Raw genomic sequence first — 25,280 nt, forward strand, 5'->3', positions numbered from 1 at the left:
GCTATCGTTTCGGGGTGACTCGGATCTGGCACGGACTCGTCGCCTCGCTCGTGGCCTTCGCCCTCATCGGCCAGACCGTCCAGACCGTTGATCGGGGCAACAGCCTGACCAACCTGTTCAGCTATTTCACGATCGAGTCCAACCTGCTGGTGCTGGTCAGCTGCGTCCTGATCGCGATCCGACCTGATCGTGAGAGCACGGCGTTCCAGATCCTGCGACTCGGCAGCCTCGTCGCCATCACCGTGACCGGCATCGTCTATGCAACCTTGCTCGCGGGAAACGGCAGCTTCACCGGCATCGAGTGGTGGTACGACAAGATCTTCCACTACGTCGTGCCGTTGATGTCTGTCGCCGGATTCCTCGCCTCTCCATCACGTCTGCGGTTCGACCGCCGCGCCATGTGGTTTCTGGTGTTCCCGCTGGTGTGGTTGGCCTACACGCTGACCCGCGCCGAAGCCGTCGAGCCGGTGTTCGCGCTGACCAAGGACACGACGGCACCCGTGCCCTACGGCTTCCTCGACGTCGGGGAGCACGGCGCCATTGCCGTCGGCGTCGCGTGCGTCGTGCTGACCGCGGTCTTCGTGCTGATCGCCGAGGCCGCCATACGAATCAGTCGGCGATGAAGAACATCCGCTTGTTGACGAACTCGTCCATGCCGAGCGGGCCGAGCTCGCGACCGAAGCCCGATCGCTTGACGCCGCCGAACGGGATCTCGGCCCCTTCGCCGGCGGTCGAGTTGACGTTGGCCATGCCCACCTCGAGCCGCTGGGCGATCTTCTCGGCCCGGGCCGGATCGGTGCTGAAGACCGATCCACCGAGTCCGTATGTCGTGTCGTTGGCCAAGGCCAGCGCCTCGTCATCGCTGCCGACCTTGTAGACCACTGCGACCGGACCGAAGAGCTCCTCGCCGTAGGCCCGCATGTCCTTCGTGATCCCGCTCAGGACGGCCGGCGAGTAGTGCGCGTCGGGGCCGTCGCTCAGGACGCCGCCGGCATGCAGGGTCGCGCCCTTGCTGACCGCCTCGTCGACCTGCTCGGCCAGCGTCTCCGCGGCCTTGCGCGATGACAGGGGTGAGAACGAACCGGGCTCGATCGCCAGCGCCTTCTCGGTCAGCTTGCCCACGAAGTCGTCGAACAGCTCGTCCATGACGATCATCCGCTTGTTGGAGTTGCAGGCCTGACCGGTGTTGTACATCCGGAAGTCCCAGGCGTTGCCGACGACATCGTCGAGGTCATCGGTGTCGAGCACGATCATCGGATCGGACCCGCCGAGCTCGAGGACGCACTTCTTGAGGTTCTTGCCGGCAAGTGACGCGACGATCGCTCCGGCCCGCTCCGAGCCGGTCAGCGAGACTCCCTGGATGCGCGGGTCGCCGATGATCGTCTCGATCTGCTCGTGCGAGGCGAACACGTTGACGTACGCGCCGGTGGGCACGCCGGCGTCCTTCATGATCTGCTCCACCGCTAGGGCGGACCGCGGGACCGACTCGGCGTGCTTGAGGATGATGGTGTTGCCGAGCATCAGGTTGGGCGCCGCGAAACGGGCGATCTGGTAGTAGGGGAAGTTCCACGGCATGATGCCCAGCAGTGGACCGACTGGAAGCTTCTGCACCACGGCCTTGCCGCCAGTGATCGACTTGATCGGCTGATCGGCGGCCAGCGACGGACCCTCGGTGGCGAAGTAGTCGAAGATCGCCTGACAGAACTCGGCCTCTTCCACACCCTCGCTGACGGGCTTGCCCATCTCCTCGCTCGCGATCGCGGCCAGATCGTCTGCCCGCTCGGCAAACAGCGCCGCAACCTTCTTGACGACCTCGGCCCGCTCGGCGATCGGGACGTCCTTCCACGACGCATACGCCTCGTGGGTGGCCGTCAGTGCGGCCTCGATGTCGGCATCGGTCGCACCGTCGAAGGTCTCGACGACGTCGCCGGTCGCGGGGTTGGTCACTTGGTAGGTCGGGCTGGTCATCGGTGATGCTCCTGTCGCGGGCGGTGTCGGCGTACGTTCATGATGGTGCGTCATGGCAAGCGCTGCGCGCTAGGCCGGCCAGTCGATGCTGAGGTACTGGGTCTCGGTGAACTCCTCCAGCCCGGCACGTGCCCCCTCGCGACCAAGGCCGGACTGCTTCATCCCGCCAAAGGGCGCCGACGGATCGGAGACGAGGCCGCGGTTGATGCCGACCATGCCGGCGTCAACGGCCTCACCGATCCGCAGGGCCTGCTGGAGATCGCCCGCGAAGACATAGGCCGCGAGGCCGAACTCCGAGGCGTTGACCTGTTGCAGCATCTCGGCCTCGTCGGTCCAGGTGATGATCGGTGCAACGGGTCCGAAGATCTCGTTGGTGACGATGTCGGCGTCCGCGGGCACGTCACTGAGGACGGTCGGGGGGTAGTAGTAGCCCTTGCTGTCAGGTATGTCGGCCTGGTGGCTGATCCGTGCGCCGGCGGCGATCGCGGACTCGACGAGGGCGGTGATGCCGTCGACAGCCTTGGCGGAGATCAGCGGACCGATCTGGGAGCCTTCGGAGGCGGGACCGACGGCGAGCCGGGCAACTTCGGCACCGAGTCGGGCGGTGAACGCCGGGGCGATGGCGGCGTGGACATAGAACCGGTTGGCCGCCGTGCAGGCCTGGCCCCCGCCGCGGAACTTCGCGATCATGGCGCCTGCGACCGCTGCGTCGATGTCGGCATCATCGGTCACGATGAACGGAGCATTGCCACCGAGCTCCATCGAGGAGTTGACGACCCGGTCAGCGGCCTGCTTGAGCAGCACCCGCCCGATACCGGTCGAGCCGGTGAACGAGATCTTGCGGACCCGCGCGTCGGCCAGCCAGGTCGAGACGACCGTCGATGCGTCGGTCGTCGTGACGAGGTTGACCACTCCGGCCGGCACGCCCGCCTCGACCAGCAGCTCGGTCACCGCGATCGCGGTCAGGGGTGTCTCGGAGGCGGGCTTGAGGACGACGGTGCACCCCGCGGCGAGCGCGGGAGCGATCTTGCGCGTCGCCATCGCTGCTGGGAAGTTCCATGGCGTGACGAGTGCCGCGACGCCGACGGGCTTGTGGGTCACGATGGTGCGGGTGCCGCCGGCAGGGGAGACGCCGTAGTCGCCCCCGGTGCGTACACCCTCCTCGGCGAACCAGCGGAAGAACTCCGCGGCATACGTGACCTCGCCTCGTGCGTCGGACAGCGACTTGCCGTTCTCCGCCGAGATCAGTGCCGCGAGCTTCTCGGTGTCGCGGACCATCAGCTCATACGTGCGACGCAGGATCTCAGAGCGTTGCCGCGGCGGGGTCAGAGCCCACGCCGGCAGCGCGGCAGCTGCGGCATCGACTGCTGCGGCTGCGTCGGCCTGGCCACCATCGGCGACCTGTCCGATGATCGTGCGATCGGCGGGATCCTCGACGTCGAGCTCACCGGCTGCGCCGGGCAGCCACTGGCCGCCGATGAAGATGCCACGAGCGGACTGGTCGGTCACTGGGTCGCGCCCATCGCCTCGGCGACGACGTCAAGCCCGTCGATGAGGAGGTCGTCGCTGATCGACAGCGGCGGCAGGAAACGGAGCACGTTGCCGTATGTTCCACAGGTCAGGACGATGACGCCGGCCTGGTGCGCGGCCACCGCGATGGCGCTCGCCAGCTGAGGATCGGGCTCGTCGGTCCCGCTCTTGACGAGCTCGACCGCGATCATGGCGCCCCGGCCGCGGACGTCGCCGAGGCGGTCGTCGTCGGCTTGGAGCCGGCTCAACCGGTCGAGCATGAGCCGCTCGATCTGCCGGGCCCGCTCGACGAGTCCGTCGGCCTGGATCGTCTCGATCGTCGCCAGCGCCGCGGCGCACGCGATCGGGTTACCACCGTAGGTACCGCCGAGGCCGGACACGTGGGCGGCGTCCATCATCTCGGCGCGGCCGGTGACTGCCGACAGCGGCAGACCGCCGGCGATGCCCTTCGCCGTCACGATGAGATCGGGGACGACGTGGTCGTGTTCGCAGGCGAACATCTCACCGGTGCGCGCGAAGCCGCTCTGGACCTCGTCGGCGATGAACACGACGTTGTTGGCGGTGCACCACGTGGCCAGCCCGGACAAGAAGCCCTCGGCCGGGACGATGAACCCGCCCTCGCCCTGGATCGGCTCGATGACGACCGCTGCGAGGTTGTCGGCGCCGACCTGCTTCTCGATGTACGTGATGGCGCGCTGCGCTGCGACCTGTCCGTCGACGCTCTTGGCGTCGCGATAGGGATAGGACAGGGGAGCGCGATAGACCTCGGGTGAGAACGGCCCGAAGCCGCTCTTGTAGGGCATCGACTTGGCCGTCATGGCCATCGTCAGGTTGGTCCGGCCGTGATAGGCGTGGTCGAACGCCACGACGGCCTGCTTCTTGGTGTGCGCCCGGGCGATCTTGACAGCATTCTCGACCGCCTCTGCGCCGGAGTTGAACAGCGCCGTCCGCTTGTCGTGGTCGCCGGGGGTCAGCTCGTTGAGCGACTCCGCCACGGCGACATACCCCTCGTAGGGCGTGACCATGAAGCAGGTGTGGGTGAACTCCTCGACCTGCCGGCGCACGGCCTCGACAACTCGAGGGGCGCTGTTGCCGATCGTCGTGACCGCGATGCCCGACCCGAGGTCGATGAATGAGTTGCCGTCGACGTCGCGGACGATGCCGCCGCCAGCCTCGAGGGCGAACACCGGCATCGTCGTGCCGACCCCTTGCGCAACCGCGGCTCGCTTGCGGCCCATCAGCTCGACGGAGCGGGGACCGGGGATCGCGGTGGCGAGATGGCGACGTTGTTCGAGCGGGGCAGACATGTGTCGATTCTCGCGCGGATCAGCCTATGCCGTCCAATACTCAGTTCTGATTGAGACTATGCTCTACAGGCATGGAGCTTCGGACGTTGAGCTATTTCGTGGCTGTCGCCGAGTGCGGCTCGGTCAGTGCGGCGGCCGAGGTCGTGCACGTGACCCAGCCGGCGATCTCGAGGCAGATCCGTCAGCTCGAGACCGAGCTCGGCGTTGAGCTGTTCGCCCGTACGGCGGGGAGGCTGCGGCTCAGCGCGGCGGGCCGACAGTTCCTGCCGCACGCGCAGGATGTCCTCCGCCGGTCCGACGCCGCTCGGGACGCGGCGCGATCCTATGCGGCCGGCCGGCTCGAGCGGATCACCATCGCGGCACCGACGACGACCCTGACCGATGTGATCGCGCCGTTCCTGGCGACCCTCGGTCCCCGTGATCCGATGCCGACCGTCGTCGAGTCGGACCCCCGCGAGGCCTACGACGCGTTGCAGCACGGAGCAGATCTCGCGATCGTCACCGAGCTGCCGCGCAGCCCCTTGGCGAGTGCCGGGCTCGCGGTCCTGCCGCTCTGGGCATACGTTCGGGACGATCACCGATGGCGCGAACGTGGGTCGGTGCGCTTGACCGAGCTCGTCGACGAGACATTGCTCGTGCTCACCGCGGCCTTCAAGCCCCGCCAGATCCTCGATCAGGCGATGGGCAGGACCGGGGTGTCAGCCGCCGAGCTCGTGGAGTGCAGCCATCCGCAGGTCGCCCAGGCGCTCGCAGCAGCCGGTCGCGGCGTGGCCGTGGTGACCGATGACGCCCGCTTCGGATTGCACCCGTTGGAGATCACCGGCCGGGACGGACCGTTGCGGATCGAGCTGTTCGCCGCGTGGGATCCGGGCCATCATGCGGCCGGCACGCTGAGCGAGCTCGCCGCGCGACTGCGGGAATTCTGCGTCGAGCGCTATGGCGCCGACGTCGCTCCGAGCAGACCCTCGCGGTCGGCCTTGCGCTCGAACCAGTAGGCGAGCCCCGGCACGAGACTCGACCCGAGAGCGACCAGGGCTGTCCGCAATGACCAGCCGAATCGGCGCCACGCGACCATGGCCATCACGACATACGCCACGAAGAGGAATCCGTGGATGCTGCCGAGGACGGGGACTCCGCCGTCCAGCGGGGCGTCCAGCCGTTTGAGGACGCTGCCGATGAGCAGGACGACATAGGAGATCGCTTCGGCGACGGCGACGCGCTTGAAGACAGTGCGGGTGGTGGAGGGTTTCACCCCGCCACGCTACCTGCGTAACGCCGCGGCAATGTCTGGCGGTGACAATGGTCATATGCCCTTCCTGCTGCGCGTCGAGCTGCCCGACGTGCCCGGTTCCCTGGGTGCGCTCGCCACGGCACTGGGTGGCGCCGGGGCCGACATCGAGGCGATCGAGATCGTCGAGCGGCGCCCCGACGGCCGGGTCGTCGACGATGTCCTGCTCGAGCTGCCGCCGACGGTCATGCCGGATGCGTTGATCACTGCCTGCCACCAGCTCGACGGCGTCAAGGTTGATTGGATCTCGCGCTACAACGCCGGCGCCAACCTCAGCATGGACCTCGAGGCGGTCGAGCGGTTCACCGAGGATGCGGCGCACGCGATCGCCCGACTCGTCGAGGTCATCCCTACGACGTTCCGCGCCGATTGGGCCATGGCGTTGCGCCGCGTCGACGGCCTCTTGAGCGTGATGACAAAGTCTGCAACCGCCCCCGACCTGGTCGATGAGGCGTCGTCATGGCTCGGCATACGCAAGGCCAAGGTGCTCCGCGAGGTGCCGGAGTGGGACTCCACGGTGCTCGCGGCGTCACCGGCCCGCGATCGTCGCGGCCATGGCTTCGTCGTCATCGTCGGGCGCCACGGGGGGCCTGAGTTCCTCGCCTCAGAGGTGGCCCGGCTCGGCCACATGGTCTCCCTGGCCGCATCCGTCCAAACCGTCTGGCGGTTTACCACGGTCCCTAAGCAAACCGTTCATCTTCCCTAGGCAACTGTCGTCCTCCCGAGGACAATCTCCCGCGGGCGGACGACAGTTGCTCAGGGACCGTGGTAAACCGACGGCAGCGGTTACTCCGAAGGCTTGGTCTCGGGGACGTGGGAGTGGTGGAACCGGCCGAGAGCTTCGACCTCACGCTCCATCTGCGGGACGGTCTTGCGGGCGATGCGCCTGACGACGGGCCAGATGACCGGCGAGTTGGTCAGCGCCTTCATCCAGTTGGCGAGAAGCACACCCTTGGGCACGTAGACACGCCCCTTGCGCTTGGCGAACCCGTGCAGGATCAGCTCGACGCAGTCCTCGACGCTCGTCGTGCTGTTGGCGGGATAGGGCAGCTTCTTGCGCACCTCTCGGAACGACGGGAGGTCCTTCTCGGCGTTGCGCACGATGTCGGTGTCGATCCAGGAGGGGTGGCAGACGCCGACGCCGACGCCGAGGTGGGCGACTTCCTGCTTGTATGCCAGCGCCAAGGACTCGGCGCCGGCCTTGCTGGCGTTGTACGACCCGAGGCCCGCGAGAGCGGTGAATGACGCGAGCGAGGCGACGACGAGGGCATAGCCCTTGGTCTCCACGAGGTGCGGCGTGGCGTGCTTGAGGGTGCGAAAGACCCCGTTGACGTTGATGTCGACGACCCGCTCAAAGGCCGAGTCATCGATCTGCCGCACGGTTCCGTATGACGCGATGCCCGCATTGGCGAGGACGAAGTCGATGCGGCCGAAGTGGGCCGCGGCGGCGTTGATCGCCGCGGCAACGGCTGCAGAGTCGCGTACGTCTGCCTCCCACCAGCCGGCGGAGTCGCCCAGCTCGTCGGACAGCTCGGTGAGGAGCGCGGGCTCGAGTCCCACGAGAGCCACCTTGCCGCCGCGCTCGACGAAGCCGCGCGCGACGCCGGCACCGATGCCGCGTGCAGCGCCGGTGATGAGTGCGACCTTGCCCGTGAAGTTGTCAGCCATGCGCGTCAACATACCGCCGGTATCTGAAATAAGCCACCCGCGATGGCGCGTATGTGAGCGAGGACTCAGCGATCCAGACGCTCGGCGAAGTCCTCGAATGTCGGCTCGAACCAGAGCTGGCGCCCACGGTTGGTCTCGGTGACCCACGCGAGGAGCGAGGCGCTGTCGTCGACGCGCGACTCGATGTCCCCGACGATCGCGAGCTGCACGCGGTAGTTGACGAACTTCTGGGCGATCTCGCCCGCGACCCCCGTCGCCAGCTCGAAGAAGTCGTCGGTCAGGCGCTCCGCCGGGATCACCACGATCTCGGCGCGCTGTCCCAGCGCCTCGCCGATCAGGTCGACGGCCGCGCCCTCGGTGTCCAGAGGTATGCCGTCGGGAGCCATCACCATGACCTGTGTGCCGTGGATCGTCACGAGGTGCTCGGCTGCCATGCGCTGACCCTATCGAGGGAACGGGTCAGTGTGTGCGCGATACCCTCGCCGACATGACCGTCTCTGAGATCTTCGACCCCTCCGCGTGGCAGGACGTCCCCGGCTTCGACCAGCTCGAGGACATCACCTATCACCGGGCGGTCGAACACGGCACGGTGCGGATCGCATTCGACCGACCCGAGGTCCGCAACGCCTTCCGGCCGGGCACGGTCGATGAGCTCCTTGCGGTCCTCGAGCATGCGCGGCAGTCCTCCGATGTCGGCTGCGTCCTGCTGACCGGCAACGGCCCCTCGCCCAAGGACGGCGGCTGGGCGTTCTGCTCGGGCGGCGATCAGCGCATCCGCGGCAAGGCCGGATACCAGTACGAGCACGCTGGGGAGTCCAAGACCTCCGAGACGACTGGGCTGGTTGATCCTGCACGTCTGGGTAGGTTGCACATCCTGGAGTGCCAGCGACTCATCCGCTTCATGCCCAAGATCGTCATCGCAGTCGTGCCGGGTTGGGCCGCAGGCGGTGGACACAGCCTGCACGTCGTCGCCGACCTGACTCTGGCCTCTCAGGAGCACGCGAAGTTCAAGCAGACCGATGCCGACGTCGGCTCGTTCGACGGTGGCTACGGCTCGGCCTATCTCGCTCGCCAGGTCGGTCAGAAGTTCGCCCGCGAGATCTTCTTGTTGGGTGATGAGTACTCCGCGGACGACGCGCACCGGATGGGCATGGTCAACAAGGTCGTCCCGCACGCCGACCTCGAGCTGGTCGCCCTTGAGTGGGGCGCCAAGATCAACGCCAAGTCGCCGACCGCGCAGCGGATGCTGAAGTACTCCTTCAACCTGATAGATGACGGGTTGGTCGGCCAACAGGTCCTGCTGGGCGAGACGACCCGGCTCGCATACATGACGGACGAGGCGCAGGAGGGCCGCGATGCCTTCCTGGAGAAGCGGGACCCGGACTTCACGCCCTACCCCTGGTACTACTGAAGTAGCCGTCGGGGTTGCTCCGCGGCGCCTCCGTTGTCGCCATCAGCACCGACCTCGGCGACTTCATCTCCTAGCATGGCCTGATGGAGGCACTCAGCACTTTGGGACGTGTGACCGGATGGACCTGCGTGGCGATCGGAGGGATCCAGCTCGTTGGCGGAGTATCCGGTGAGCCCGGCATGACCGGCGACGCGACGGTGGACTCACACGTGCGCTTCATGGGCCCCGTCTTCGCAGGCTACGGATTGGGCTGGCTCGACGCCGCGTCTTCCCCCGAACCGGACCTGGGCCGGATGCGCGTCCTCGCCGGGCTGATGGCTCTCGGGGGCGTCGGGCGGCTCGCGACTCGCACCACGATGGGCCGACCGCACCGCTTTCATGATCTGCTGCTCGCCGTGGAGCTTGCCGCCCCGATCGTGGTCGAGGCGCTGGCCCGGCGCGACCGTCCTGCTCGTCGTTAGCCTGTCAAGCGACACATGGGTGAGGTCAGCGGCAGTCTGCGGCGAAACCCTGGATGCGCTTGGCGAATTCGGGGTCGTCGGCACCGAACCGGGGGTCGGTCAGGTCGGCGACCGAGTACTCCTCGATCATGCGCCGCGCAAAGCACCGGGCGACGGGGGCGGGCGCTCCGGCCTGGATGATCCCGGCCCCGACGTAGCCGCGGGTGGCGACGAGCTCGAGCGCCTTGGTGGAGGCGTCGTTGGTCAGCTCGGCGTCCTTGCCGGGATCGCACGACTCGAATATGACCTGATTGCCGCTGCGCTCCACCGTCGCCGTTGATCCCGGCGCGGCGTCGATCCAGTCCTCGAACGCGGTCGTCAGGAGTGCTGCGCTGCCGGACTCGGTTGCGTACGAGACCCGCGCACACACCACGTCGTCTCGCTTGAAGCCGAGGTAGGCGTCGCCGGTCCAGGTGTCGGTCGCGGTCAACGCCTCCTTCAACGGGATCCGCTCGGCGAGGATCAGGTAGGTGACGAGCGCGCCGACCTGACCCGAGTCGAACTTCTTCTCGCCGGACCCGACTGTGGGGATCTTGACGTCGACGGCGTCGCCCATGTCGCCGAGCGCCTTCAGCGGGTCGAGCAGGACGGAGTCGTCTGGCGGCGGGTTCTCGAAGAGGCCGTCGACGTCGTCAGCGTCCTGCGCGGCGACGGCCTCGGTGACGGCCTGCCCGAGGGCGTAGGGCGCGCCGAGCAGCGTCAGGACGACCTTGGGGATCCCTTTCATCTCCTCCAGCGAGTCGCCGGAGTCGGCCGCCTCCGCCTTCTGCATGGCCTTGCGCTTCTTCTTGGTCAACGACATGCGGTAGAGGTTGGCCACTCGCTCGGCGTCGCCCTCGACGATCGCGCGCAGGGCGTCGGGCTCGGTCGTCGGCGCGCCGTCCTCGGCCCTCTTGCCGAGCTTCTTCAACCGGTCGGCGATGTCGAACCGTTGATCCTGCAGGGCGTGGGTCAGCTCGTGGACCAGCGTGGCCCGTGATGCGAGCGCGAGCTTCGTGCCCCGCACCGTGATGCTGCGGTTGTCGAATGAGTAGTAGGCCAGTGTCCCGGAGCCGCTGGCGTCGTTGAACGCATCGAACAGGTCGACGTCGCCCGAGATCAGGCCGAACGCACGGAACAGCGACTCCGTCTCCCGGATGTCTTCGCGCTCGTCCTTGTCGAGGTCCTTCTTGTCCGTGCGCACGGTCTTCTCGAAAGCGTCCTTGTCGAGGAATCGCACCTTGACGGGGTGCTTGAACGTCAGGCCGCGCTCCTCCTCCACGATGTCGACGTAGGGCTTGATGCGCGCGTCCCATTGGTCCGGGTACGACGTGGCATCGTCTGACCGCAGGAAGAACGCTCCGGTGCCGGCGACGAGCCCGAGCACGACGATCGCGGCGATGACGACGCGCAAGGCGCGGCGCTGACGGGGAGTCCTGGCGTTCGTCGACGTGGGTTCGCGGGGTTCTGGCGCGGAGGCATGGGAGGATGGCCCGAGGTCACTCATGCCGCGACGGTACCGGCAACGCGGGCAGACCGCGTCGACTTTCCACACCAGCTCCCGCCTGAGTGGCGGACAAGGGGTGAGACGCCCGTCTCACAGGGTGGTCGGCGCCGTGACGAACAGATAACGTTCGCCGAATGAGCGACGGAGAGCAGGAGAGCGCGTCGGGAGCGGTGATCGGCATTGTTGCCGAGTCCAGTCCCGGTGAGACCCGGGTGGCAGCCACGCCTGAGACGGTCGGCAAGCTGATCGGCCTGGGCTATGCCGTCGCGGTCGAGGCCGGCGCGGGCGAGGGTGCGAGCTTCACCGACGAGGCATACGTCGAGGCCGGCGCCTCCATCGCGCCAACGGCCGAGGCGTGGCAGAGCGCCATCGTGCTCAAGGTCAACGCCCCGTCGGTCGAGGAGATCGCCAAGATCGCCGATGGTGCAACGCTCATCAGCATGATCAGCCCGGCCCTCAACCCCGACCTCGTCGAGGCGCTCGCCCAACGCCCCATCACGGTGCTCGCGATGGATGCTGTCCCGCGCATCTCTCGTGCCCAGTCGATGGACGTGCTGAGCTCGATGGCCAACATCGCCGGCTACCGCGCGGTCATCGAGGCCGCCCATGTGTTTGGCCGCTTCTTCACTGGACAGATCACGGCCGCGGGCAAAGTGCCGCCGGCCAAGGTGCTCGTCGCCGGTGTCGGTGTGGCGGGCCTCGCCGCTATCGGTACGGCCAACAGCATGGGCGCGATCGTCAAGGCGACCGACCCGCGGGCCGAGGTGGCCGATCAGGTCGCCTCGCTCGGTGGTGAATATCTCGCGGTCGACGTCGAGACCGAGCAGAGCACCGACGGATATGCCAAGGCCACGTCGGAGGACTATGACCGTCGCGCTGCCGAGATCTACTCCGAGCAGGCCGCTGACGTTGACATCATCATCACGACGGCACTGATCCCGGGTCGACCGGCCCCGCGCCTGATCACCGAAGCCGATGTGGGTTCGATGAAGCCGGGCAGCGTCATCGTCGACATGGCTGCCGCCAATGGTGGCAATGTCGCCGGTTCGGTCGCCGGCGAGGCGATCGTGACCGACAACGGCGTCACGATCATCGGCTACACCGACCTCGCCGGTCGTCTGCCGACGCAGGCCTCGCAGCTCTACGGCACCAACCTGGTCAACCTGCTCAAGCTGCTCACGCCCGACAAGGACGGGCAGCTCGTCCTGGACCTCGACGACGTCGTCCAGCGTACGATCACGGTCGTCCGCGATCGCGAGACGTTGTGGCCGCCGCCTCCGGTGCAGGTCTCCGCGGCACCGGCCGCGGCCGAGGCGCCCAAGGCCGAGCCCGCGCCCGCGAAGCAGCCGATGTCCACCGGGCGCAAGCTGACGCTGATCGGGGCCGGCATCCTCGTGCTGTTCCTGGTCAATGCCTTCGCGCCCGAGCCGCTGCCCGAGCACTTCACGGTCCTGGTCCTCGCGATCGTCGTCGGCTACTACGTGATCGGCAAGGTGCACCACGCACTGCACACGCCGCTCATGTCGGTCACCAATGCGATCTCCGGCATCATCGTGGTCGGGGCCATGCTGCAGATCGCGCAGGACGACACCAAGATCCAGGTGCTCTCGTTCGTGGCGATCCTGCTCGCAAGCATCAACGTCTTCGGTGGATTCGCCGTGACCCGACGCATGCTCAGCATGTTTTCGAAAGGCTGATCCCGATGGATTCGCAGAGCATCGCCACAGCCGCATACATCGTTGCCGCGCTGCTGTTCATCATGAGCCTTGCCGGGCTCTCAAAGCACGAGACGTCGCGCCAGGGCGTCCTGTTCGGCATCGCCGGCATGACGATCGCCCTCCTCGCGACCTTCGCCGTCGTCGTGGACGTGTCAGAGTCCGCGACGCCCGTCGTCCTGCTGATCGTGGCGGTGTCGATCGGTGCCGTGATCGGCCTGTGGCGCGCCCGCGTCGTCGAGATGACCGGGATGCCCGAGCTGATCGCCCTGCTGCACAGCTTTGTCGGCCTCGCCGCGGTGCTGGTCGGCTGGAACGGCTACTTCGAGGTGGAGGACGGCGAGGGTCACTACTCCGGGGCGCTGCTCGACATCCACAACGCTGAGGTGTTCATCGGCATCTTCATCGGCGCCGTGACCTTCACCGGATCGATCGTGGCCTTCCTCAAGCTCTCGGCCCGGATCAAGTCCAACCCCTTGATGCTGCCGGGCAAGAACTACATCAACCTCGGCGCGCTCGCGGCTTTCGTCGCCCTGACGATCTGGTTCGTCATCGACCCGAGTCTTGGCCTGCTGATCGCCGTGACGGTCGTGGCGCTGGCGCTCGGCTGGCACCTCGTGGCCTCGATCGGTGGCGGCGACATGCCGGTCGTCGTGTCGATGCTCAACTCCTACTCGGGTTGGGCTGCGGCCGCCTCGGGGTTCCTGCTCGACAACAACGCGCTGATCGTGACCGGCGCGCTCGTCGGCTCATCGGGTGCCTACCTGTCCTACATCATGTGTCAGGCGATGAACCGGTCGTTCATCTCGGTCATCGCCGGTGGCTTCGGCATCGAGGCTTCGGCCGCCGACGACACCGACTACGGCGACCACCGCGAGATCAACGCCGCCGACACCGCCGAGCTGCTCAAGGCCGCGAGCTCGGTCATCATCACCCCGGGTTATGGCATGGCGGTTGCTCAGGCGCAATATCCGGTGGCCGATCTCGTGCGCAAGCTTCGCGAGCACGACATCGACGTGCGTTTCGGCATCCACCCCGTCGCCGGCCGACTGCCGGGCCACATGAACGTGCTGCTGGCCGAGGCCAAGGTGCCCTATGACATCGCCCTCGAGATGGATGAGATCAACGACGACTTCGACGGGACCTCGGTCGTGCTGGTCATCGGTGCCAACGACACCGTCAACCCCGCGGCGACCGAGGACCCGAGCAGCCCCATCGCCGGCATGCCGGTGCTGCGGGTCTGGGAGGCCGACAGCGTCGTGGTGTTCAAGCGGTCGATGGCCGCCGGTTATGCCGGCGTGCAGAACCCGCTGTTCTTCCGCGACAACGCCCAGATGCTGTTCGGTGACGCCAAGGAGCGGGTCGAGGACATCCTGCGCGAGCTGTGAGTCCGTGACACCTGCGTGGACGAATCGTTGAGCATGTCGACCCCGACCCCTTGGAGGACCCGTGGACAAGCCCGAGTATGACCGCCCTGAAGACAAAGAGAACGCCGGCAGCAGGGCTCTGATCTTCATCGGCCTGGCTGTCGCCGTCGTCGCGATCTTCTATTTCGGCATCTACCGCTGAGCCGTCCGGATTCGTTGGCGTCGCCCAGTCAGCCGACCACGCCATACAGGCGGTCACCGGCGTCGCCCAGGCCTGGGACGATGTAACCCAGCTCGTTGAGCTTTTCATCGAGTCCGGCGGTGACGAGGCTGACCGGAACGCTGATGCCGGCGAGATCCTGCTCGAGCCGGGCGATGCCCTCGGGCGCCGCGAGGAGCGTGATCGCGGTGATGTGGTCGGCGCCGCGCTTGACGAGGAAGTCGATCGCCGCGGCAAGCGTCCCGCCGGTCGCCAGCATCGGGTCGAGCACGTAGCACTGGCGGTTGGTCAGGTTGTCCGGGAGTCGCTCGGCATACGTCACGGCCTCGAATGTCTCCTCGTTGCGGACCATGCCGAGGAATCCGACCTCGGCGGTCGGCAGTAGCCGCTGCATTCCCTCGAGCATTCCCAGTCCGGCCCGCAGGATCGGCACCACCAGTGGAGGCGGATCCGTGAGGCGTACGCCCTTGGCGACCGCGACCGGCGTCGTCACGTCAACCTGCTCGACGCGAACGCCGCGCGTGGCCTCGTAGGCCAGCAGGGTCACGAGCTCGTCGGCAAGCCGGCGGAACGTCGGTGAGTCGGTGCGCTCGTCGCGCAGCACGGTCAGCTTGTGCGAGATCAGCGGGTGGTCGGCGACGTGAACCTGCATGGCAGCAGACTAGCGTTGCGCGTGGCAGGTCTGTCACCATCGCTGTGGAGCCAGTCCGACAGGAGGCACAGCCGTGGCCGAAGACGATGTCGACTTCGCCGTCGCCGCCTATCGTGACGACGGCCGGTGGCACGTCGCCGAGCTCAACCCGCGCCTGGGTGAGGATGTCGAGGAGCTGAGCCAGGCGCTGAGCCGGTTCCCCTCCGAGGTCGGGGTGCTGGGCATGGTGTCGATCAACGATGACTTCTTCGTGATCTTGCGCCGCTCCGGCACCCAGGTGCGCGCGATGCTGTCGGATCTGACGGCCGTGCCCGATTGGCCGCTTGCCGGTGGTGTCGCCGACTTGCTCGACCTGGCGGACCCCGCCGACGACGCCGACCCCCAACCGGCCGGTGACCTGGAGATCCTGAGTGATCTGGGTATGCCGGCACTCGACTTGGGCGTGCTGTGCGATGACGATGAGCTCTATCCCGAGGACATCTTGCGTGATGTCGCCGACCGGCTCGGGTTTGGCGTTGCATTCGAGGCCGTCATCGGGTGAGGTACGAAGAGCTGATGGAGCAGGCACTTCTGCTCGCGGAGTCCGCGCTCGCCGACGCGGATGTCCCTGTCGGGGCACTGGTCGTCGACGCCGACGGGCGGGTGATCGGCCGCGGCCGCAACACCCGTGAGCGCGACGGCGATCCGACCGGCCACGCCGAGGTCGTCGCGATCCGCGAGGCCGCAGCTGCCCGGGGGGAGTGGCGACTTGAGGGGTGCACCCTCGTCGTGACGCTCGAGCCGTGCACGATGTGCGCCGGAGCGATCGTCGCGGCGCGGATGGAGCGTCTGGTGTTCGGGGCATTCGATGACAAGGCCGGAGCCGTGGGCTCGCTGTGGGACGTCGTGCGCGATCGCCGGCTCAATCACCGTCCCGAGGTCGTCAGCGGTGTCCTGGCCGATCGGTCATCCGCCCTGCTGCGCGAGTTCTTCGCGGGTCATCGGCAGGCGTGAGGCACCGGGCGAACCCGCGGGAATAGTTCGCCTGCCATTATAGTTTAAGATTCAACAACCCTCGTTGAACGGCCTCGTGAAGGGGCAGCAGATGACCAGCATGCAATTCGGACTGTTCTCGGTCGGCGACGTCACCCCCGACCCGACCAATGGGACGGTGCAGACCGAGCACGAGCGCATCAAGAACACCATCACGATCGCCAAGAAGGCCGAAGAAGTCGGCCTCGACGTCTTCGCGACCGGGGAACACCACAACCCGCCATTCGTGCCCTCGTCGCCCACGACCACGCTGGCATACATCGCGGCACAGACCGAGAGGCTCATCGTCTCGACCTCGACGACGCTGATCACGACCAACGACCCGGTCAAGATCGCCGAGGACTACGCGACCCTCCAGCACGTCTCCGACGGCCGGATGGACCTCATGCTGGGGCGCGGCAACACCGCGCCGGTCTATCCCTGGTTCGGACAGGACGGCAGCAAGGCGATCGAGCTGACCGTCGAGCACTATCAGCTGCTGCGGCGACTGTGGGATGAGGACGTGGTCGACTGGGAAGGCAAGTTCCGCACTCCGCTGCAGGGCTTCACCGCGACGCCTCGGCCGCTGGACGGCGTACCGCCGTTCGTGTGGCACGGCAACATCCGCACGCCCGAGGTCGCGGAGCTCGCGGCGTTCTATGGCGACGGCTACTTCGCCAACAACATCTTCTGGCCCAAGGAGCACTACATCCGGCTGATCGACTTCTATCGACAGCGCTATGCCCATTACGGGCACGGTGAGCCGGAGCAGGCCATCGTCGGCCTCGGCGGACAGTTCTTCATGCGCAAGAACAGCCAGGACGCGATCAATGAGTTCCGCCCCTACTTCGACAATGCGCCGGTCTACGGGCACGGTCCGTCGCTCGAAGACTTCACTGCCCAGACGCCCCTGACGGTCGGCAGCCCCGAGCAGTTCGTCGACAAGACCCTGGCCTTCGCCGACTTCTTCGGTGACTACCAGCGTCAGCTTTTCCTCATCGACCACGCCGGCCTGCCGCTCAAGCTCGTCCTGGAGCAGCTTGACCTGCTGGGCGAGGTGCTCCCGACCCTGCGCGCCGAGTTCGACGCTCGCCGGCCGGCGGGCGTACCGGATGCACCGACGCACGCCGCTCGGGTCGCTGCGCGGAATGCCAAGGCGGCTGGCGCGGTTGAGACAGGCGAAGGGGTGATCGTATGACCAGGATCGTGGCGATCTCGGCCGGGCTGAGCGACCCGTCGACCACCCGTATGCTGGCCGATCGCCTCGTCGAGTCGGTCGAGCGGCAGTTCGGTGACGCCGCCGTCGAGGTCGTGTCGCTGCGCGAGCTGGCGCACGAGATCACCGACGCGACGCTCACGGGGTTCGCGCCGCCGCGGCTGCAGGACGCGATCGACAAGGTCATGGCCGCCGACGGGCTCATTGCCGTCACGCCGATCTTCAAGGCATCGTTCCCGGGCCTGTTCAAGTCATTCATCGATGTGCTCGAGTCCGATGCCCTGATCGGCAAGCCGGTGCTGCTGGCCGCGACCGGCGGCACGGCGCGGCACTCGCTCGCGATCGACCACTCGCTGCGCCCGCTGTTTGCCTATCTCCAGGCGCTCACCGTGCCGACCGGCGTTTTCGCGTCGCCCTACGACTGGGGCACCGATGGCCAGGACGGCCTCGGCCAGCGGATCGACCGCGCTGCCGGCGAGCTGGTGAGCCTGCTCAAGGGCGCCAGCACCGGTCGCGCTCGCACGGACGACATCGACCTGTTCAGCGACACGTTCCTCTCGATCTCGCAGCCGTGACCCGCTAGAGCAGGCTTCCGTCGATGACCACGTCGGCGAGGTCTCGTCGCGCGATGACGCGCCGGGCGTTGGGCTCGTCGACCTGCTCGACCCACTGTCGGGCATACGGCTCGGGCTTGCCGAACTCGACGTGGCGGCGCACCAGCCGCTCGGTGCGGACGCTGTCGTCGAGGTCGACGAACCATGTCTCGTCGAGCGCAGCGCGCACCTCGGGCCATGCCCCTTCCGCGTCGAGGAGGTAGTTGCCCTCCGTCACGACGAGCCGATCTGTCGGCCATACGGTGATCGCGCCGGCCAGCGGCTGCTCCAGGGTGCGGTCGAAGCCGGGCACGAGGACCTCGTGGTCCAGCTCCCTGCGGAGCCTTTGGAGCTGCGCGAGATAGCCGTATGCGTCGAAGGTCTCGATGGCGCCCTTGCGGTCAAGCAGCCCGCGGGCCTGCAGCGCGACGTCGGCGAGGTGGAGCCCGTCCATCGGCACGTGCGCTGCGGCGATGCCTTCTCGGCCGAGCTTCTCGACGATCGCCACCGCCAGCGTGGACTTGCCCGCGCCTGGAGCTCCGGTGATGCCCAGCAATCCGCGGCGACCATCGCGGATCAGCCCGCCTGCCCGAAGAGCCAGCTCCTCAAGCAGGTCGGCGTCCATCGGCACATCCTCGCGCGTGCCGGGCTCAGCCACCAATGCCGCAGGGTGCGGGTTCGGCCTGCGACGGCGCTTCCGGTAACCTCGTCCGCGGTGGCGTGTCCGAGTGGCCTAAGGAGCACGATTCGAAATCGTGTGTAGGTTCATCCCTACCGTGGGTTCAAATCCCACCGCCACCGCACGATGAGAACCCCCGGTTATGACTGGAATAGCAGTCAGACCGGGGGTTCTCATCGTGCTCCCGATCAGCGGTGCCACTGCACCTGCGGGGGCACGGTCTCTCCCTCAGCGCAGACCAGGGTGACTCTTCGCCAGCAGCGGCAGCAACAGGGTCCTCGGTGTCACCTGTGACAGGGCGGCCGCGACCCTGTTCACCTTGCCAGGGATGACCACGAGGCGGCCCTTGTCCATGCCTTCCACTGCGCTCTTCGCGACCTCCTCGGGGGTCACCCACATCACCGCGGGAAGGGCTGCTTCCGCATCCTCCACTGAGAAGCCGGCGCGCTCGCCGAAGCCAGTGTGGACCGGCCCGGGACAAAGGGTCGTGGCGGTGACTCCGGTCCCACGCAACTCACCGGCGAGGCTCTGGGTGTAAGACAGCACGAAGGCCTTCCCAGCGCCGTAGCCGGCCTGTCCAGGCAGGGGCTGGAAGGCGGCCGTCGAGGCGACGTTGAGCACCGCTCCCCGACCGCGCTGAACCATGCCCGGAAGGATCCGGCTGCAGAGGTCTGCGACTGCAACGACATCGACCTCGATCATGTGCATCTCGGCGGCTGGGTCGGACTTGCTGACCGCGCCCAGGGTGGACAGCCCAGCGTTGTTGACCAGGATGTCGGGCACCCGTCCGAGCTCGCCGACACGCTCAAGCAAGGACGCGCGGCTGGCTCTGTCGGCAAGATCCATAGCGATCACGTCGGCGCTCCCCAGCTCCGCTGCAAGGTCCTCGAGCTTGTCGACTGACCGGGCCACCAGGGTGACATGATGCCCACGCCGGGACAGCTCACGGGCGATCATGGCCCCGATCCCGGAAGAGGCTCCCGTCACCATCGCCGTACGGTCAGGTCCCGGTGCTGGAAGAGGCATGCCGACACCATAGTGCGACACGGCTCGGCGAGGTCGACGCTTTCGACTGCGCACCCTGCCAACCGGCCGCGCGTACGCGACAACCGGCGCCGAGCCAATTGTGGGCACGCGGCACCGGCCCAGCACCTGCGATTCCAGGCAGTGCGGGCAAGGTCACACTCCGCGGGGGGTGTGGGGGTCTACGAAAGGGGCACGGATAAAACATGAGCCAAGACAAAGCAAACGACCAGACAGACACAGCAGGCGAGGCCCGCGAGGGTCTGATCGGGAGCCTTGCCGGCAAGGCCAAGGAAGTGGCTGGAGCGGTGACCGGTAACGACAAGCTCGTCGAGGAAGGACACCTCCAGCAGGCCGAGGCGAGCAGCCGCAAGGCTGCCGTCGCCGACGAAGCCATCGCCGATGCCAAGCGCGATGAGGCCGCACAGGAGCTGCGCGAGACCAACCACGAGGCCGCAGCGGAGCGAGAGACCGCCCAGGATCAGGCCGACAAGGCGCAATCCGCGGTCGATCGGGAGCGCAAGGACGAGCACGCCGTCGCCGCACGCGACGCTGAGCGAGTGGAGTCCGAGGCACGCGTGGCCGCAGAGCAGCGCTCCGAGCAGATCGTCGAGGACCGACTGAACGAGGTAGAGACGATCGCTGCGGACGCGACTGCCACCGAGCAGGAGGCCGTGGCCGAAAAGGACCGCCTCGAGCGTGAGGCGGCCACAGCCGACCAACAGGCCGCGCAACTGCGCGCCCAGACCCCGACCGAAGGATGACCATGATCAGCACGCTTATCGCAATTCCCTACGAGCTCGTACGTCTCCCGCTCGTCACGATCGACCGCGGAGTGTCGAGCAAGATGTCGGAGACCTCGACAACCCGGCGCACGTTGGACCGGGCCATCAGCTCCGCAGACAAGCTCGCTGGTGCACTGCTGCACAACGACAACATCGCCAGCCGTGGGGCAGACCGCCTCGAGCGCTCCGACAAGCTCGCGAGGGCTGCGCGGCTCGAAGCCGAAGCCGACGCCCGCAGGGAGCAGGCCCGCGAGACGGCCAAGGCCGGCCGCCAGGAGGCGGCTCAGAAGCGCGAGGCCGCCGCGAAGCGCGCCGCGACTGCACTCGACGAGGCCAACGCAGCCGAGGCCAAGGGCAAGGAAGAAGCCAAGGCCAAGGCCAAGAAGGTGGCCGCCACCAAGAAGGCTGCTGCTGACAAGAAGGCAGCTGACCGCACCGAGACCGTCAAGCAGCGCAAGAGCAAGGTCGACTCGGCCGCCGCAGCCAAGAAGAAGGCCGCGCGGCGTGAGGCGAGCGCCGATCTCGCTGATGCTCGCGAGACGAAGAAGGCCGCTGCCGAAGCCCGCTCCGACGCCGACCGCCTCAGTGACCTGACCGAGGCCAAGAAGCAGGAGCGCAAGCAGGACTGAAGCAGCTCGAGCTGATGTGGGAGCTCCCGGACCTGATGGACATACCGTCAGGTCCGGGAGCTCTGTCACTTGGCGCGGCGTAGGCCAAGCAGGCCAGAGCGGGAGGGTCGCCGCCGGGACGATCGATTCACGACCTGGCGCGCAGGAAGGCTTGCCGGGTCATTCTTGACCAGCTCCGCGGGAAGGTCCGCTGCCTCGACCCGCCTCCACCCGCCACCGTCAACCAGCATGACGGCCAGCAAGGGCTCCGGGACCCACCTGTCAGATCTGGCGTCGTAGTAGGCAGGTGTGGAGCTGAGGTACCACCGGGCGATCTCGTCGGCATAGCCCGGCGTGCTCAGGATGAAATACTGCATCGTCCCCCCCTCGCTCAGCCTGCAAGGAAGATTCTGCGGCACGGAGCGGGTCTCGCGCACGTGTTCGCGGCAGAATTCACGCGAACACCACGAAATCCCGGCCGATTGCCGCTGCAGGTCGCCCGGGTTCCGCGTGCACATCGAGCCGGTTCAGCCCCGAGACCTGGACCGACCACGACACGATCTTGCTAAGTAAGACGCGGACCGTGGCACTTCATGACGCAGGCTGCCTCATCTCGGCGGGGAGCTCTTGCACGTGCCAGCGGTTGCCGTCAGGATCGGCGAAGCTCGTGAACGTGCCCCACGCCTGGACATCGATCTCGGTGGCATCGACGCCGTTGGCCACGAGATCGGCTCGCGCCGCTGCGGCGTCGTCGACCACGACCTGGATGCCGTGCTGCGATCCGGGCACGAGATCCGTGATGCCCTCGCCGAACGCGATGGAGCAGCCTGAGCCCACGGGGGTGAGCTGGACGAACCGCACCTGGTCGTCGACCCGTACGTCGTGGTCGAGGGTGAAGCCGACCTGGTCGACATAGAAGTCCCGGGCCCGATCGACGTCGGTGACGGGCACGAAGATGAGTTCTATCCTGCAATCCATCTGATCATTCTGGCGTCTCGCGACCGGGCCTGGCGTTCTTGCGGACACGCCGGGTGTGTCGGCGACCGAACGTCAGGGCCACGATGCAGGCTGGTGGCATGCCTTTGACGGGAGAGTATGCCCCCAGCACGTCTGACTGGGCGCGCAAGCAGGCCGAGCTCTTTGAGCGGACGGGCGGCGCCGAGGGCAACACGATCCTGGGCAGGCCGATTATCCTGCTCACGACCCTGGGCGCCAGGACGGGCAAGATCCGCAAGACGGCGTTGATGCGGGTCGAGCATGAGGGTGACTACCTCATCGTGGCGTCATTGGGCGGCGCGCCCAAGAACCCGAGCTGGTACTACAACGTCATCGACGCGCCGTTCGTCGAGCTGCAGGACGGCCCGGTACGCAAGGACTATGTACCTCGCGAACTCAGCGGGCAGGAGCGCGCGCTCTGGTGGGAGCGTGCGGTCGAGGCGTTCCCGCAGTACGCGTCGTACAAGAAGAAGACCGATCGGATCATCCCGCTCATCCTGCTGACCCCAGCCCCGGCGGCCTGACGTGCCGACGCCCGGTCCTCGTGAGAGGACCGGGCGTCAGGGTGTGATGCTGTCAGACGGTGCGGGTGCCGCGGCGGCCGCCGAGCAGGAGCCCGGATCCACTGAGGACCAGCATCAGGCCGGCGATGACGCCGAGCATCAGGTTGTCCGGGGCGCCTGTGTCAGGCAGCAAGGCCGCTGACTGGAAGTCCGCTGACTGGTCGTCCGCCGTGCCTGCTGAGTCGTCGTCCCCCGAACCGCTGGACGCGCCACACAGGCCACGACCCGTGACGTTGATCAGCAGGTCAGCGAATGACGTGAATGCTGCTCCGTCGCGGGTGACGCCGTACGTCAGCGAGCCGGACCGGCTCGCGGTGTAGGTGAGCACGCCGGTGTTCGGGTCGATCGTGGCCTCCGTGCAGCGGTTCAGTGCTTCGATCGAGTAGAGCAGGCCCGACAGCTCGAGGGCCTCGTCGTCGAGCTGCTCGTCGTTGGCCGCGAGGTCGAAGACGCTTTCCTCGCCGGCTGTGACCGTGTCCTCGTCGAGGACCGCGCACGCGATGTCCGCGCCTTCGCCACCCTCGAGGAGGTCGTCACCCGGTCCGCCGCACAGGAGGTCGCTGCCACCGTTGCCGTAGAGCTCGTCGTCACCATCCTCGCCGCCCTCGGCTTCGCCGCAGAAGCCGAAGAAACCAAATGTGCAGTCGTCGTCGCCCTCACCGAAGATGATGTCGTTGCCAGCCCCGCCGAAGAGCACGTCGTCGCCGCCGTTGATCGACCCGCAGAAGATGAAGAAGCAGAGGACGGTGCCGTCCCCGGAGATGTTGTCGTCGCCGTCACCGCCGTCGATGAAGTCGTCGCCGCCGTTGACGTTGCCGAAGGGGCCGGCGTTGCCATCGCCGGTGAGGGTGTCGTCGCCGTCGCCACCGTCGATGAAGTCGTCGCCGCCGTTGACGTTGCCGGTGAAGCCAGCGTCGCCATCTCCGGTAACGTCGTCGTCGCCGCCGCCACCGTCGATGAAGTCGTCGCCGCCGTTGACGTTGCCGTCCTGGGGTGCGTCGCTGTCGCCGGTGACGCTGTCGTCGCCGCCGCCCGCCTCGATGTCGTCGTCGCCGCCACCGCCTTGGATGTTGTCATCGTTGGGGGTGCCGGTGATCTGGTCGTCGCCGGGGGTGCCGGCGAAGTCGTCGGCTTGCGCAGCGATCGGTGCGAACATCAATGCCGCTGCGGTGAGGGTCGCAGCGAGGCGCGGCATGGTGCGGGAGGACTTCACGAGGGGCTCCTGATGCTGTGTTGCTGTGAGAGGGACGCGACCAAGATCCCACAATGGCGCTGCCCGCGTGAAGGAAATGAGAAAGATCGTCTTGGTTCGCGCGGAATGCCCTCAACAAGGCCGTCTGATCGTCAGTCGCGGGTGGTGGTTGAGATCACCGAGTTGGGCCTGAACAGCACCGCAGCCCCTCGACGGCTCGGCCGGATCAGGTCGAAGCCAGCCGTGGTCACGAGCGACCACTTGAGCGGGGCCTCGGGTTGACCCAGATGACGACCACCGATCGGGACGAACAGGTTGAGCACCTCGTGCGCGCACTCCAGGTGGGTCGGCGGAAACGTGAACAATCCCGTTTCGGCCTCGGAGTCGGGTCCGAAGAAGGCGACCGGACGACCCAGCGGCTCTCCGCAGATGCCGCAGATGCGGCTCAGGGCGCACCGGATGGCGGCGCTTGACCACATGTGAGGTGTCACGCGCCCCGGCATCGTCTTCTCAGGCGAAGGGCACAGGCAGACCGCCGGACTTCGGACGGCCGTCGAGCACGGTGCTCATCTGTCGGTGCTCATCTATCGCTGCTCATGCTCATACCGAGGCTGCACCCGACCACTTGCCGAGCTCGGAGCGACGGGTCTGTCGCTCGGTGTCGTTGAGCCGCCGGTTCTTGCGCGGTGAGACCGGCGCCGGGTTGTCGGCAGTGCGCCGGTTGGGCAGCGACAGCTTCATGATCGTACGGATGACCTGGCCGTACTGCTTGTAGAGCGGTCCGGTCGTGTAGGGGATGTCGTAGCGCTTGCAGATGTCCTTGACCTTGACCGAGATCTGCGCGTAACGGTTGCTGGGCAGGTCCGGGAAGAGGTGGTGCTCGATCTGGTAGCCGAGCTGGCCGCTCATGACGTGCAGGAACTTGCCACCCTCGAAGTTGGCCGAGCCGAGCATCTGCCGCAGATACCACTCGGCGCGGGTCTCGTCCTCGAGCTCCTCCTCGGTGAAGTGCACCGCACCATCGGGGAAGTGTCCGCAGAAGATGATCATGTATGACCAGAAGTTGCGCATGATGTTGGCGGTGAAGTTCGCGGACAGCGTGTGGAAGAAGAACGGCCCGGTCAGCGCGGGGTACATCAGGTAGTCCTTGAAGGTCTGCTTGCCGACCTTGTCGCCGATCTGCTTGAGCTGCTTCTTGAGCAGCTTGGGGTCCTTCTCGCCCTTGCGGATCGCCTCGATGTCGAGGTCGTGGAGCGCGACGCCGAACTCGAAGAACGCGGCAAGGAAGAAGTTGTAGACCGGCTGACCCAGGTTGTAGGGCGTCCACTTCTGGTCACGCGACATGCGCAGGATGCCGTAGCCGACGTCGTTGTCGTGGCCCAGCACGTTGGTGAACTGGTGGTGGACGTAGTTGTGCGAGTGCTTCCACTGCTCAGCGGGCTGGGTCGTGTCCCACTCCCAGTTGCTCGAGTGGATCTCGGGGTCGTTCATCCAGTCCCACT

29 protein-coding genes and 1 tRNA gene are annotated in these 25,280 nt (G+C 67.1%); 15 read left to right on the top strand and 15 right to left on the bottom strand.

Annotation, left to right across the window (positions count from 1 at the left end; genetic code table 11):
• The first annotated feature begins 14 nt into the window (after positions 1-14).
• Positions 15-623, top strand: coding sequence for a Pr6Pr family membrane protein (locus WKF39_RS08410; RefSeq protein WP_340387285.1), 609 nt, complete (start codon positions 15-17; stop codon positions 621-623).
• Here WKF39_RS08410 and WKF39_RS08415 read toward each other — a convergent pair.
• The 3 genes from WKF39_RS08415 to gabT form a co-directional block, all read right to left on the bottom strand.
• Positions 610-1,968 carry an NAD-dependent succinate-semialdehyde dehydrogenase gene (locus WKF39_RS08415; RefSeq protein ID WP_340387287.1) on the bottom strand — a complete coding sequence of 453 codons (1,359 nt, stop codon included), beginning with the start codon at positions 1,966-1,968 and terminating at the stop codon, positions 610-612. The genes WKF39_RS08410 and WKF39_RS08415 overlap by 14 nt on opposite strands.
• Before the next feature lie 69 nt (positions 1,969-2,037).
• On the bottom strand, positions 2,038-3,477 hold the full coding sequence (locus tag WKF39_RS08420) for an NAD-dependent succinate-semialdehyde dehydrogenase (protein ID WP_340387289.1): 1,440 nt from the start codon (positions 3,475-3,477) through the stop codon (positions 2,038-2,040).
• Positions 3,474-4,805, bottom strand: coding sequence for a 4-aminobutyrate--2-oxoglutarate transaminase (gabT, locus tag WKF39_RS08425; protein ID WP_340387291.1), 1,332 nt, complete (start codon positions 4,803-4,805; stop codon positions 3,474-3,476). Before gabT ends, WKF39_RS08420 begins: the two co-directional genes overlap by 4 nt.
• A gap of 71 nt (positions 4,806-4,876) precedes the next feature.
• On the opposite strand from gabT, the gene WKF39_RS08430 reads away from it, so the two are divergent.
• On the top strand, positions 4,877-5,800 hold the full coding sequence (locus WKF39_RS08430) for a LysR family transcriptional regulator (protein WP_340387292.1): 924 nt from the start codon (positions 4,877-4,879) through the stop codon (positions 5,798-5,800).
• On the opposite strand, the gene WKF39_RS08435 is transcribed toward WKF39_RS08430, so the two are convergent.
• A complete protein-coding gene (locus WKF39_RS08435; protein ID WP_340387294.1) occupies positions 5,740-6,057 on the bottom strand; it encodes a DUF3817 domain-containing protein in 318 nt (105 codons plus the stop codon). The genes WKF39_RS08430 and WKF39_RS08435 overlap by 61 nt on opposite strands.
• A gap of 55 nt (positions 6,058-6,112) precedes the next feature.
• On the opposite strand from WKF39_RS08435, the gene WKF39_RS08440 reads away from it, so the two are divergent.
• Positions 6,113-6,799 (top strand): amino acid-binding protein, encoded by a 687-nt coding sequence (locus tag WKF39_RS08440; protein ID WP_340387296.1) that lies wholly within the window; start codon positions 6,113-6,115, stop codon positions 6,797-6,799.
• Positions 6,800-6,879: 80 nt separating this feature from the next.
• Here WKF39_RS08440 and WKF39_RS08445 read toward each other — a convergent pair whose 3' ends face one another.
• On the bottom strand, positions 6,880-7,761 hold the full coding sequence (locus WKF39_RS08445; protein ID WP_340387298.1) for an SDR family oxidoreductase: 882 nt from the start codon (positions 7,759-7,761) through the stop codon (positions 6,880-6,882).
• Positions 7,762-7,826: 65 nt separating this feature from the next.
• A complete protein-coding gene (locus WKF39_RS08450; RefSeq protein ID WP_340387300.1) occupies positions 7,827-8,195 on the bottom strand; it encodes a DUF4180 domain-containing protein in 369 nt (122 codons plus the stop codon).
• A gap of 53 nt (positions 8,196-8,248) precedes the next feature.
• On the opposite strand from WKF39_RS08450, the gene WKF39_RS08455 reads away from it, so the two are divergent.
• Positions 8,249-9,172: a 1,4-dihydroxy-2-naphthoyl-CoA synthase gene (locus WKF39_RS08455; protein WP_340387302.1), complete on the top strand. Its 924-nt coding sequence runs from the start codon at positions 8,249-8,251 to the stop codon at positions 9,170-9,172.
• Positions 9,173-9,255: 83 nt separating this feature from the next.
• Positions 9,256-9,633, top strand: a complete 378-nt coding sequence (locus WKF39_RS08460; RefSeq protein WP_340387304.1) for a DUF4345 domain-containing protein — start codon at positions 9,256-9,258, stop codon at positions 9,631-9,633.
• A gap of 25 nt (positions 9,634-9,658) precedes the next feature.
• Here the strand turns inward: WKF39_RS08460 and WKF39_RS08465 are convergent, their stop codons facing one another.
• Positions 9,659-11,158, bottom strand: coding sequence for a hypothetical protein (locus tag WKF39_RS08465; protein WP_340387305.1), 1,500 nt, complete (start codon positions 11,156-11,158; stop codon positions 9,659-9,661).
• Between the two features lie 134 nt (positions 11,159-11,292).
• Here WKF39_RS08465 and WKF39_RS08470 point away from each other — a divergent pair, with 134 nt between their 5' ends.
• Together WKF39_RS08470 and pntB are read left to right on the top strand one after the other, a co-directional pair.
• Positions 11,293-12,855, top strand: a complete 1,563-nt coding sequence (locus WKF39_RS08470) for a Re/Si-specific NAD(P)(+) transhydrogenase subunit alpha (RefSeq protein WP_340387307.1) — start codon at positions 11,293-11,295, stop codon at positions 12,853-12,855.
• Positions 12,856-12,860: 5 nt separating this feature from the next.
• Positions 12,861-14,261, top strand: coding sequence for a Re/Si-specific NAD(P)(+) transhydrogenase subunit beta (gene pntB / locus WKF39_RS08475; protein ID WP_340387309.1), 1,401 nt, complete (start codon positions 12,861-12,863; stop codon positions 14,259-14,261).
• 209 nt (positions 14,262-14,470) lie between these two features.
• Here the strand turns inward: pntB and upp are convergent, their stop codons facing one another.
• A complete protein-coding gene (gene upp, locus WKF39_RS08480; RefSeq protein ID WP_340387311.1) occupies positions 14,471-15,112 on the bottom strand; it encodes a uracil phosphoribosyltransferase in 642 nt (213 codons plus the stop codon).
• Positions 15,113-15,185: 73 nt separating this feature from the next.
• Between upp and WKF39_RS08485 the strand changes: the two genes are divergently transcribed.
• The 4 genes from WKF39_RS08485 to WKF39_RS08500 all read left to right on the top strand — a co-directional run bounded on the left by WKF39_RS08485 (position 15,186) and on the right by WKF39_RS08500 (position 17,914).
• The gene (locus tag WKF39_RS08485; protein ID WP_340387313.1) at positions 15,186-15,653 is read left to right on the top strand and encodes a tRNA adenosine deaminase-associated protein; all 468 of its coding nucleotides are present in this window, start codon (positions 15,186-15,188) and stop codon (positions 15,651-15,653) included.
• Positions 15,654-15,664: 11 nt separating this feature from the next.
• Complete coding sequence (gene tadA, locus WKF39_RS08490; RefSeq protein WP_340387349.1) at positions 15,665-16,105, top strand: tRNA adenosine(34) deaminase TadA; 441 nt, start codon at positions 15,665-15,667, stop codon at positions 16,103-16,105.
• Between the two features lie 100 nt (positions 16,106-16,205).
• Positions 16,206-17,321: an LLM class flavin-dependent oxidoreductase gene (locus tag WKF39_RS08495; protein ID WP_340387351.1), complete on the top strand. Its 1,116-nt coding sequence runs from the start codon at positions 16,206-16,208 to the stop codon at positions 17,319-17,321.
• The gene (locus WKF39_RS08500; RefSeq protein WP_340387314.1) at positions 17,318-17,914 is read left to right on the top strand and encodes an FMN reductase; all 597 of its coding nucleotides are present in this window, start codon (positions 17,318-17,320) and stop codon (positions 17,912-17,914) included. The genes WKF39_RS08495 and WKF39_RS08500 overlap by 4 nt, the downstream gene beginning before the upstream one ends.
• Before the next feature lie 4 nt (positions 17,915-17,918).
• Here the strand turns inward: WKF39_RS08500 and WKF39_RS08505 are convergent, their stop codons facing one another.
• Positions 17,919-18,557 (bottom strand): nucleoside/nucleotide kinase family protein, encoded by a 639-nt coding sequence (locus WKF39_RS08505; protein WP_340387316.1) that lies wholly within the window; start codon positions 18,555-18,557, stop codon positions 17,919-17,921.
• 89 nt (positions 18,558-18,646) lie between these two features.
• On the opposite strand from WKF39_RS08505, the gene WKF39_RS08510 reads away from it, so the two are divergent.
• Positions 18,647-18,733: transfer RNA gene (locus WKF39_RS08510), tRNA-Ser, on the top strand.
• Positions 18,734-18,839: 106 nt separating this feature from the next.
• Here the strand turns inward: WKF39_RS08510 and WKF39_RS08515 are convergent.
• Positions 18,840-19,637: an SDR family oxidoreductase gene (locus WKF39_RS08515; protein WP_340387317.1), complete on the bottom strand. Its 798-nt coding sequence runs from the start codon at positions 19,635-19,637 to the stop codon at positions 18,840-18,842.
• Between the two features lie 203 nt (positions 19,638-19,840).
• Between WKF39_RS08515 and WKF39_RS08520 the strand changes: the two genes are divergently transcribed.
• Together WKF39_RS08520 and WKF39_RS08525 are read left to right on the top strand one after the other, a co-directional pair.
• Complete coding sequence (locus WKF39_RS08520; protein WP_340387319.1) at positions 19,841-20,398, top strand: hypothetical protein; 558 nt, start codon at positions 19,841-19,843, stop codon at positions 20,396-20,398.
• 2 nt (positions 20,399-20,400) lie between these two features.
• A complete protein-coding gene (locus WKF39_RS08525) occupies positions 20,401-21,048 on the top strand; it encodes a hypothetical protein (protein WP_340387321.1) in 648 nt (215 codons plus the stop codon).
• 65 nt (positions 21,049-21,113) lie between these two features.
• Here WKF39_RS08525 and WKF39_RS08530 read toward each other — a convergent pair whose 3' ends face one another.
• On the bottom strand, positions 21,114-21,404 hold the full coding sequence (locus WKF39_RS08530; protein WP_340387323.1) for a hypothetical protein: 291 nt from the start codon (positions 21,402-21,404) through the stop codon (positions 21,114-21,116).
• Positions 21,405-21,618: 214 nt separating this feature from the next.
• Positions 21,619-22,005, bottom strand: a complete 387-nt coding sequence (locus WKF39_RS08535; protein ID WP_340387325.1) for a glyoxalase superfamily protein — start codon at positions 22,003-22,005, stop codon at positions 21,619-21,621.
• Between the two features lie 98 nt (positions 22,006-22,103).
• Between WKF39_RS08535 and WKF39_RS08540 the strand changes: the two genes are divergently transcribed.
• The gene (locus WKF39_RS08540) at positions 22,104-22,547 is read left to right on the top strand and encodes a nitroreductase family deazaflavin-dependent oxidoreductase (protein WP_340387327.1); all 444 of its coding nucleotides are present in this window, start codon (positions 22,104-22,106) and stop codon (positions 22,545-22,547) included.
• A gap of 52 nt (positions 22,548-22,599) precedes the next feature.
• Here the strand turns inward: WKF39_RS08540 and WKF39_RS08545 are convergent, their stop codons facing one another.
• The 3 genes from WKF39_RS08545 to WKF39_RS08555 form a co-directional block, all read right to left on the bottom strand.
• Positions 22,600-23,799: an LPXTG cell wall anchor domain-containing protein gene (locus tag WKF39_RS08545; protein WP_340387329.1), complete on the bottom strand. Its 1,200-nt coding sequence runs from the start codon at positions 23,797-23,799 to the stop codon at positions 22,600-22,602.
• Positions 23,800-23,930: 131 nt separating this feature from the next.
• Positions 23,931-24,257 (bottom strand): hypothetical protein, encoded by a 327-nt coding sequence (locus WKF39_RS08550; protein ID WP_340387331.1) that lies wholly within the window; start codon positions 24,255-24,257, stop codon positions 23,931-23,933.
• A 121-nt stretch (positions 24,258-24,378) separates the two neighbouring features.
• A partial coding sequence (locus WKF39_RS08555; RefSeq protein ID WP_340387333.1) for an acyl-CoA desaturase occupies positions 24,379-25,280 on the bottom strand: 902 nt, incomplete at its 5' end.

The organism is Aeromicrobium sp. (assembly GCF_037719875.1).
Taxonomy (GTDB): domain Bacteria; phylum Actinomycetota; class Actinomycetes; order Propionibacteriales; family Nocardioidaceae; genus Aeromicrobium.

Coding starts and splice junctions, on each gene's coding strand:
- WKF39_RS08415 (WP_340387287.1), bottom strand. CDS start 1,968: ATGACCAGCCCGACCTACCAAGTGACCAACCCCGCGACCGGCGACGTC.
- gabT (WP_340387291.1), bottom strand. CDS start 4,805: ATGTCTGCCCCGCTCGAACAACGTCGCCATCTCGCCACCGCGATCCCC.
- WKF39_RS08430 (WP_340387292.1), top strand. CDS start 4,877: ATGGAGCTTCGGACGTTGAGCTATTTCGTGGCTGTCGCCGAGTGCGGC.
- WKF39_RS08440 (WP_340387296.1), top strand. CDS start 6,113: ATGCCCTTCCTGCTGCGCGTCGAGCTGCCCGACGTGCCCGGTTCCCTG.
- WKF39_RS08445 (WP_340387298.1), bottom strand. CDS start 7,761: ATGGCTGACAACTTCACGGGCAAGGTCGCACTCATCACCGGCGCTGCA.
- WKF39_RS08450 (WP_340387300.1), bottom strand. CDS start 8,195: ATGGCAGCCGAGCACCTCGTGACGATCCACGGCACACAGGTCATGGTG.
- WKF39_RS08455 (WP_340387302.1), top strand. CDS start 8,249: ATGACCGTCTCTGAGATCTTCGACCCCTCCGCGTGGCAGGACGTCCCC.
- WKF39_RS08460 (WP_340387304.1), top strand. CDS start 9,256: ATGGAGGCACTCAGCACTTTGGGACGTGTGACCGGATGGACCTGCGTG.
- WKF39_RS08465 (WP_340387305.1), bottom strand. CDS start 11,158: ATGAGTGACCTCGGGCCATCCTCCCATGCCTCCGCGCCAGAACCCCGC.
- WKF39_RS08470 (WP_340387307.1), top strand. CDS start 11,293: ATGAGCGACGGAGAGCAGGAGAGCGCGTCGGGAGCGGTGATCGGCATT.
- pntB (WP_340387309.1), top strand. CDS start 12,861: ATGGATTCGCAGAGCATCGCCACAGCCGCATACATCGTTGCCGCGCTG.
- upp (WP_340387311.1), bottom strand. CDS start 15,112: ATGCAGGTTCACGTCGCCGACCACCCGCTGATCTCGCACAAGCTGACC.
- WKF39_RS08495 (WP_340387351.1), top strand. CDS start 16,206: ATGCAATTCGGACTGTTCTCGGTCGGCGACGTCACCCCCGACCCGACC.
- WKF39_RS08500 (WP_340387314.1), top strand. CDS start 17,318: ATGACCAGGATCGTGGCGATCTCGGCCGGGCTGAGCGACCCGTCGACC.
- WKF39_RS08505 (WP_340387316.1), bottom strand. CDS start 18,557: ATGGACGCCGACCTGCTTGAGGAGCTGGCTCTTCGGGCAGGCGGGCTG.
- WKF39_RS08515 (WP_340387317.1), bottom strand. CDS start 19,637: ATGCCTCTTCCAGCACCGGGACCTGACCGTACGGCGATGGTGACGGGA.
- WKF39_RS08520 (WP_340387319.1), top strand. CDS start 19,841: ATGAGCCAAGACAAAGCAAACGACCAGACAGACACAGCAGGCGAGGCC.
- WKF39_RS08525 (WP_340387321.1), top strand. CDS start 20,401: ATGATCAGCACGCTTATCGCAATTCCCTACGAGCTCGTACGTCTCCCG.
- WKF39_RS08530 (WP_340387323.1), bottom strand. CDS start 21,404: ATGCAGTATTTCATCCTGAGCACGCCGGGCTATGCCGACGAGATCGCC.
- WKF39_RS08535 (WP_340387325.1), bottom strand. CDS start 22,005: ATGGATTGCAGGATAGAACTCATCTTCGTGCCCGTCACCGACGTCGAT.
- WKF39_RS08540 (WP_340387327.1), top strand. CDS start 22,104: ATGCCTTTGACGGGAGAGTATGCCCCCAGCACGTCTGACTGGGCGCGC.
- WKF39_RS08550 (WP_340387331.1), bottom strand. CDS start 24,257: ATGTGGTCAAGCGCCGCCATCCGGTGCGCCCTGAGCCGCATCTGCGGC.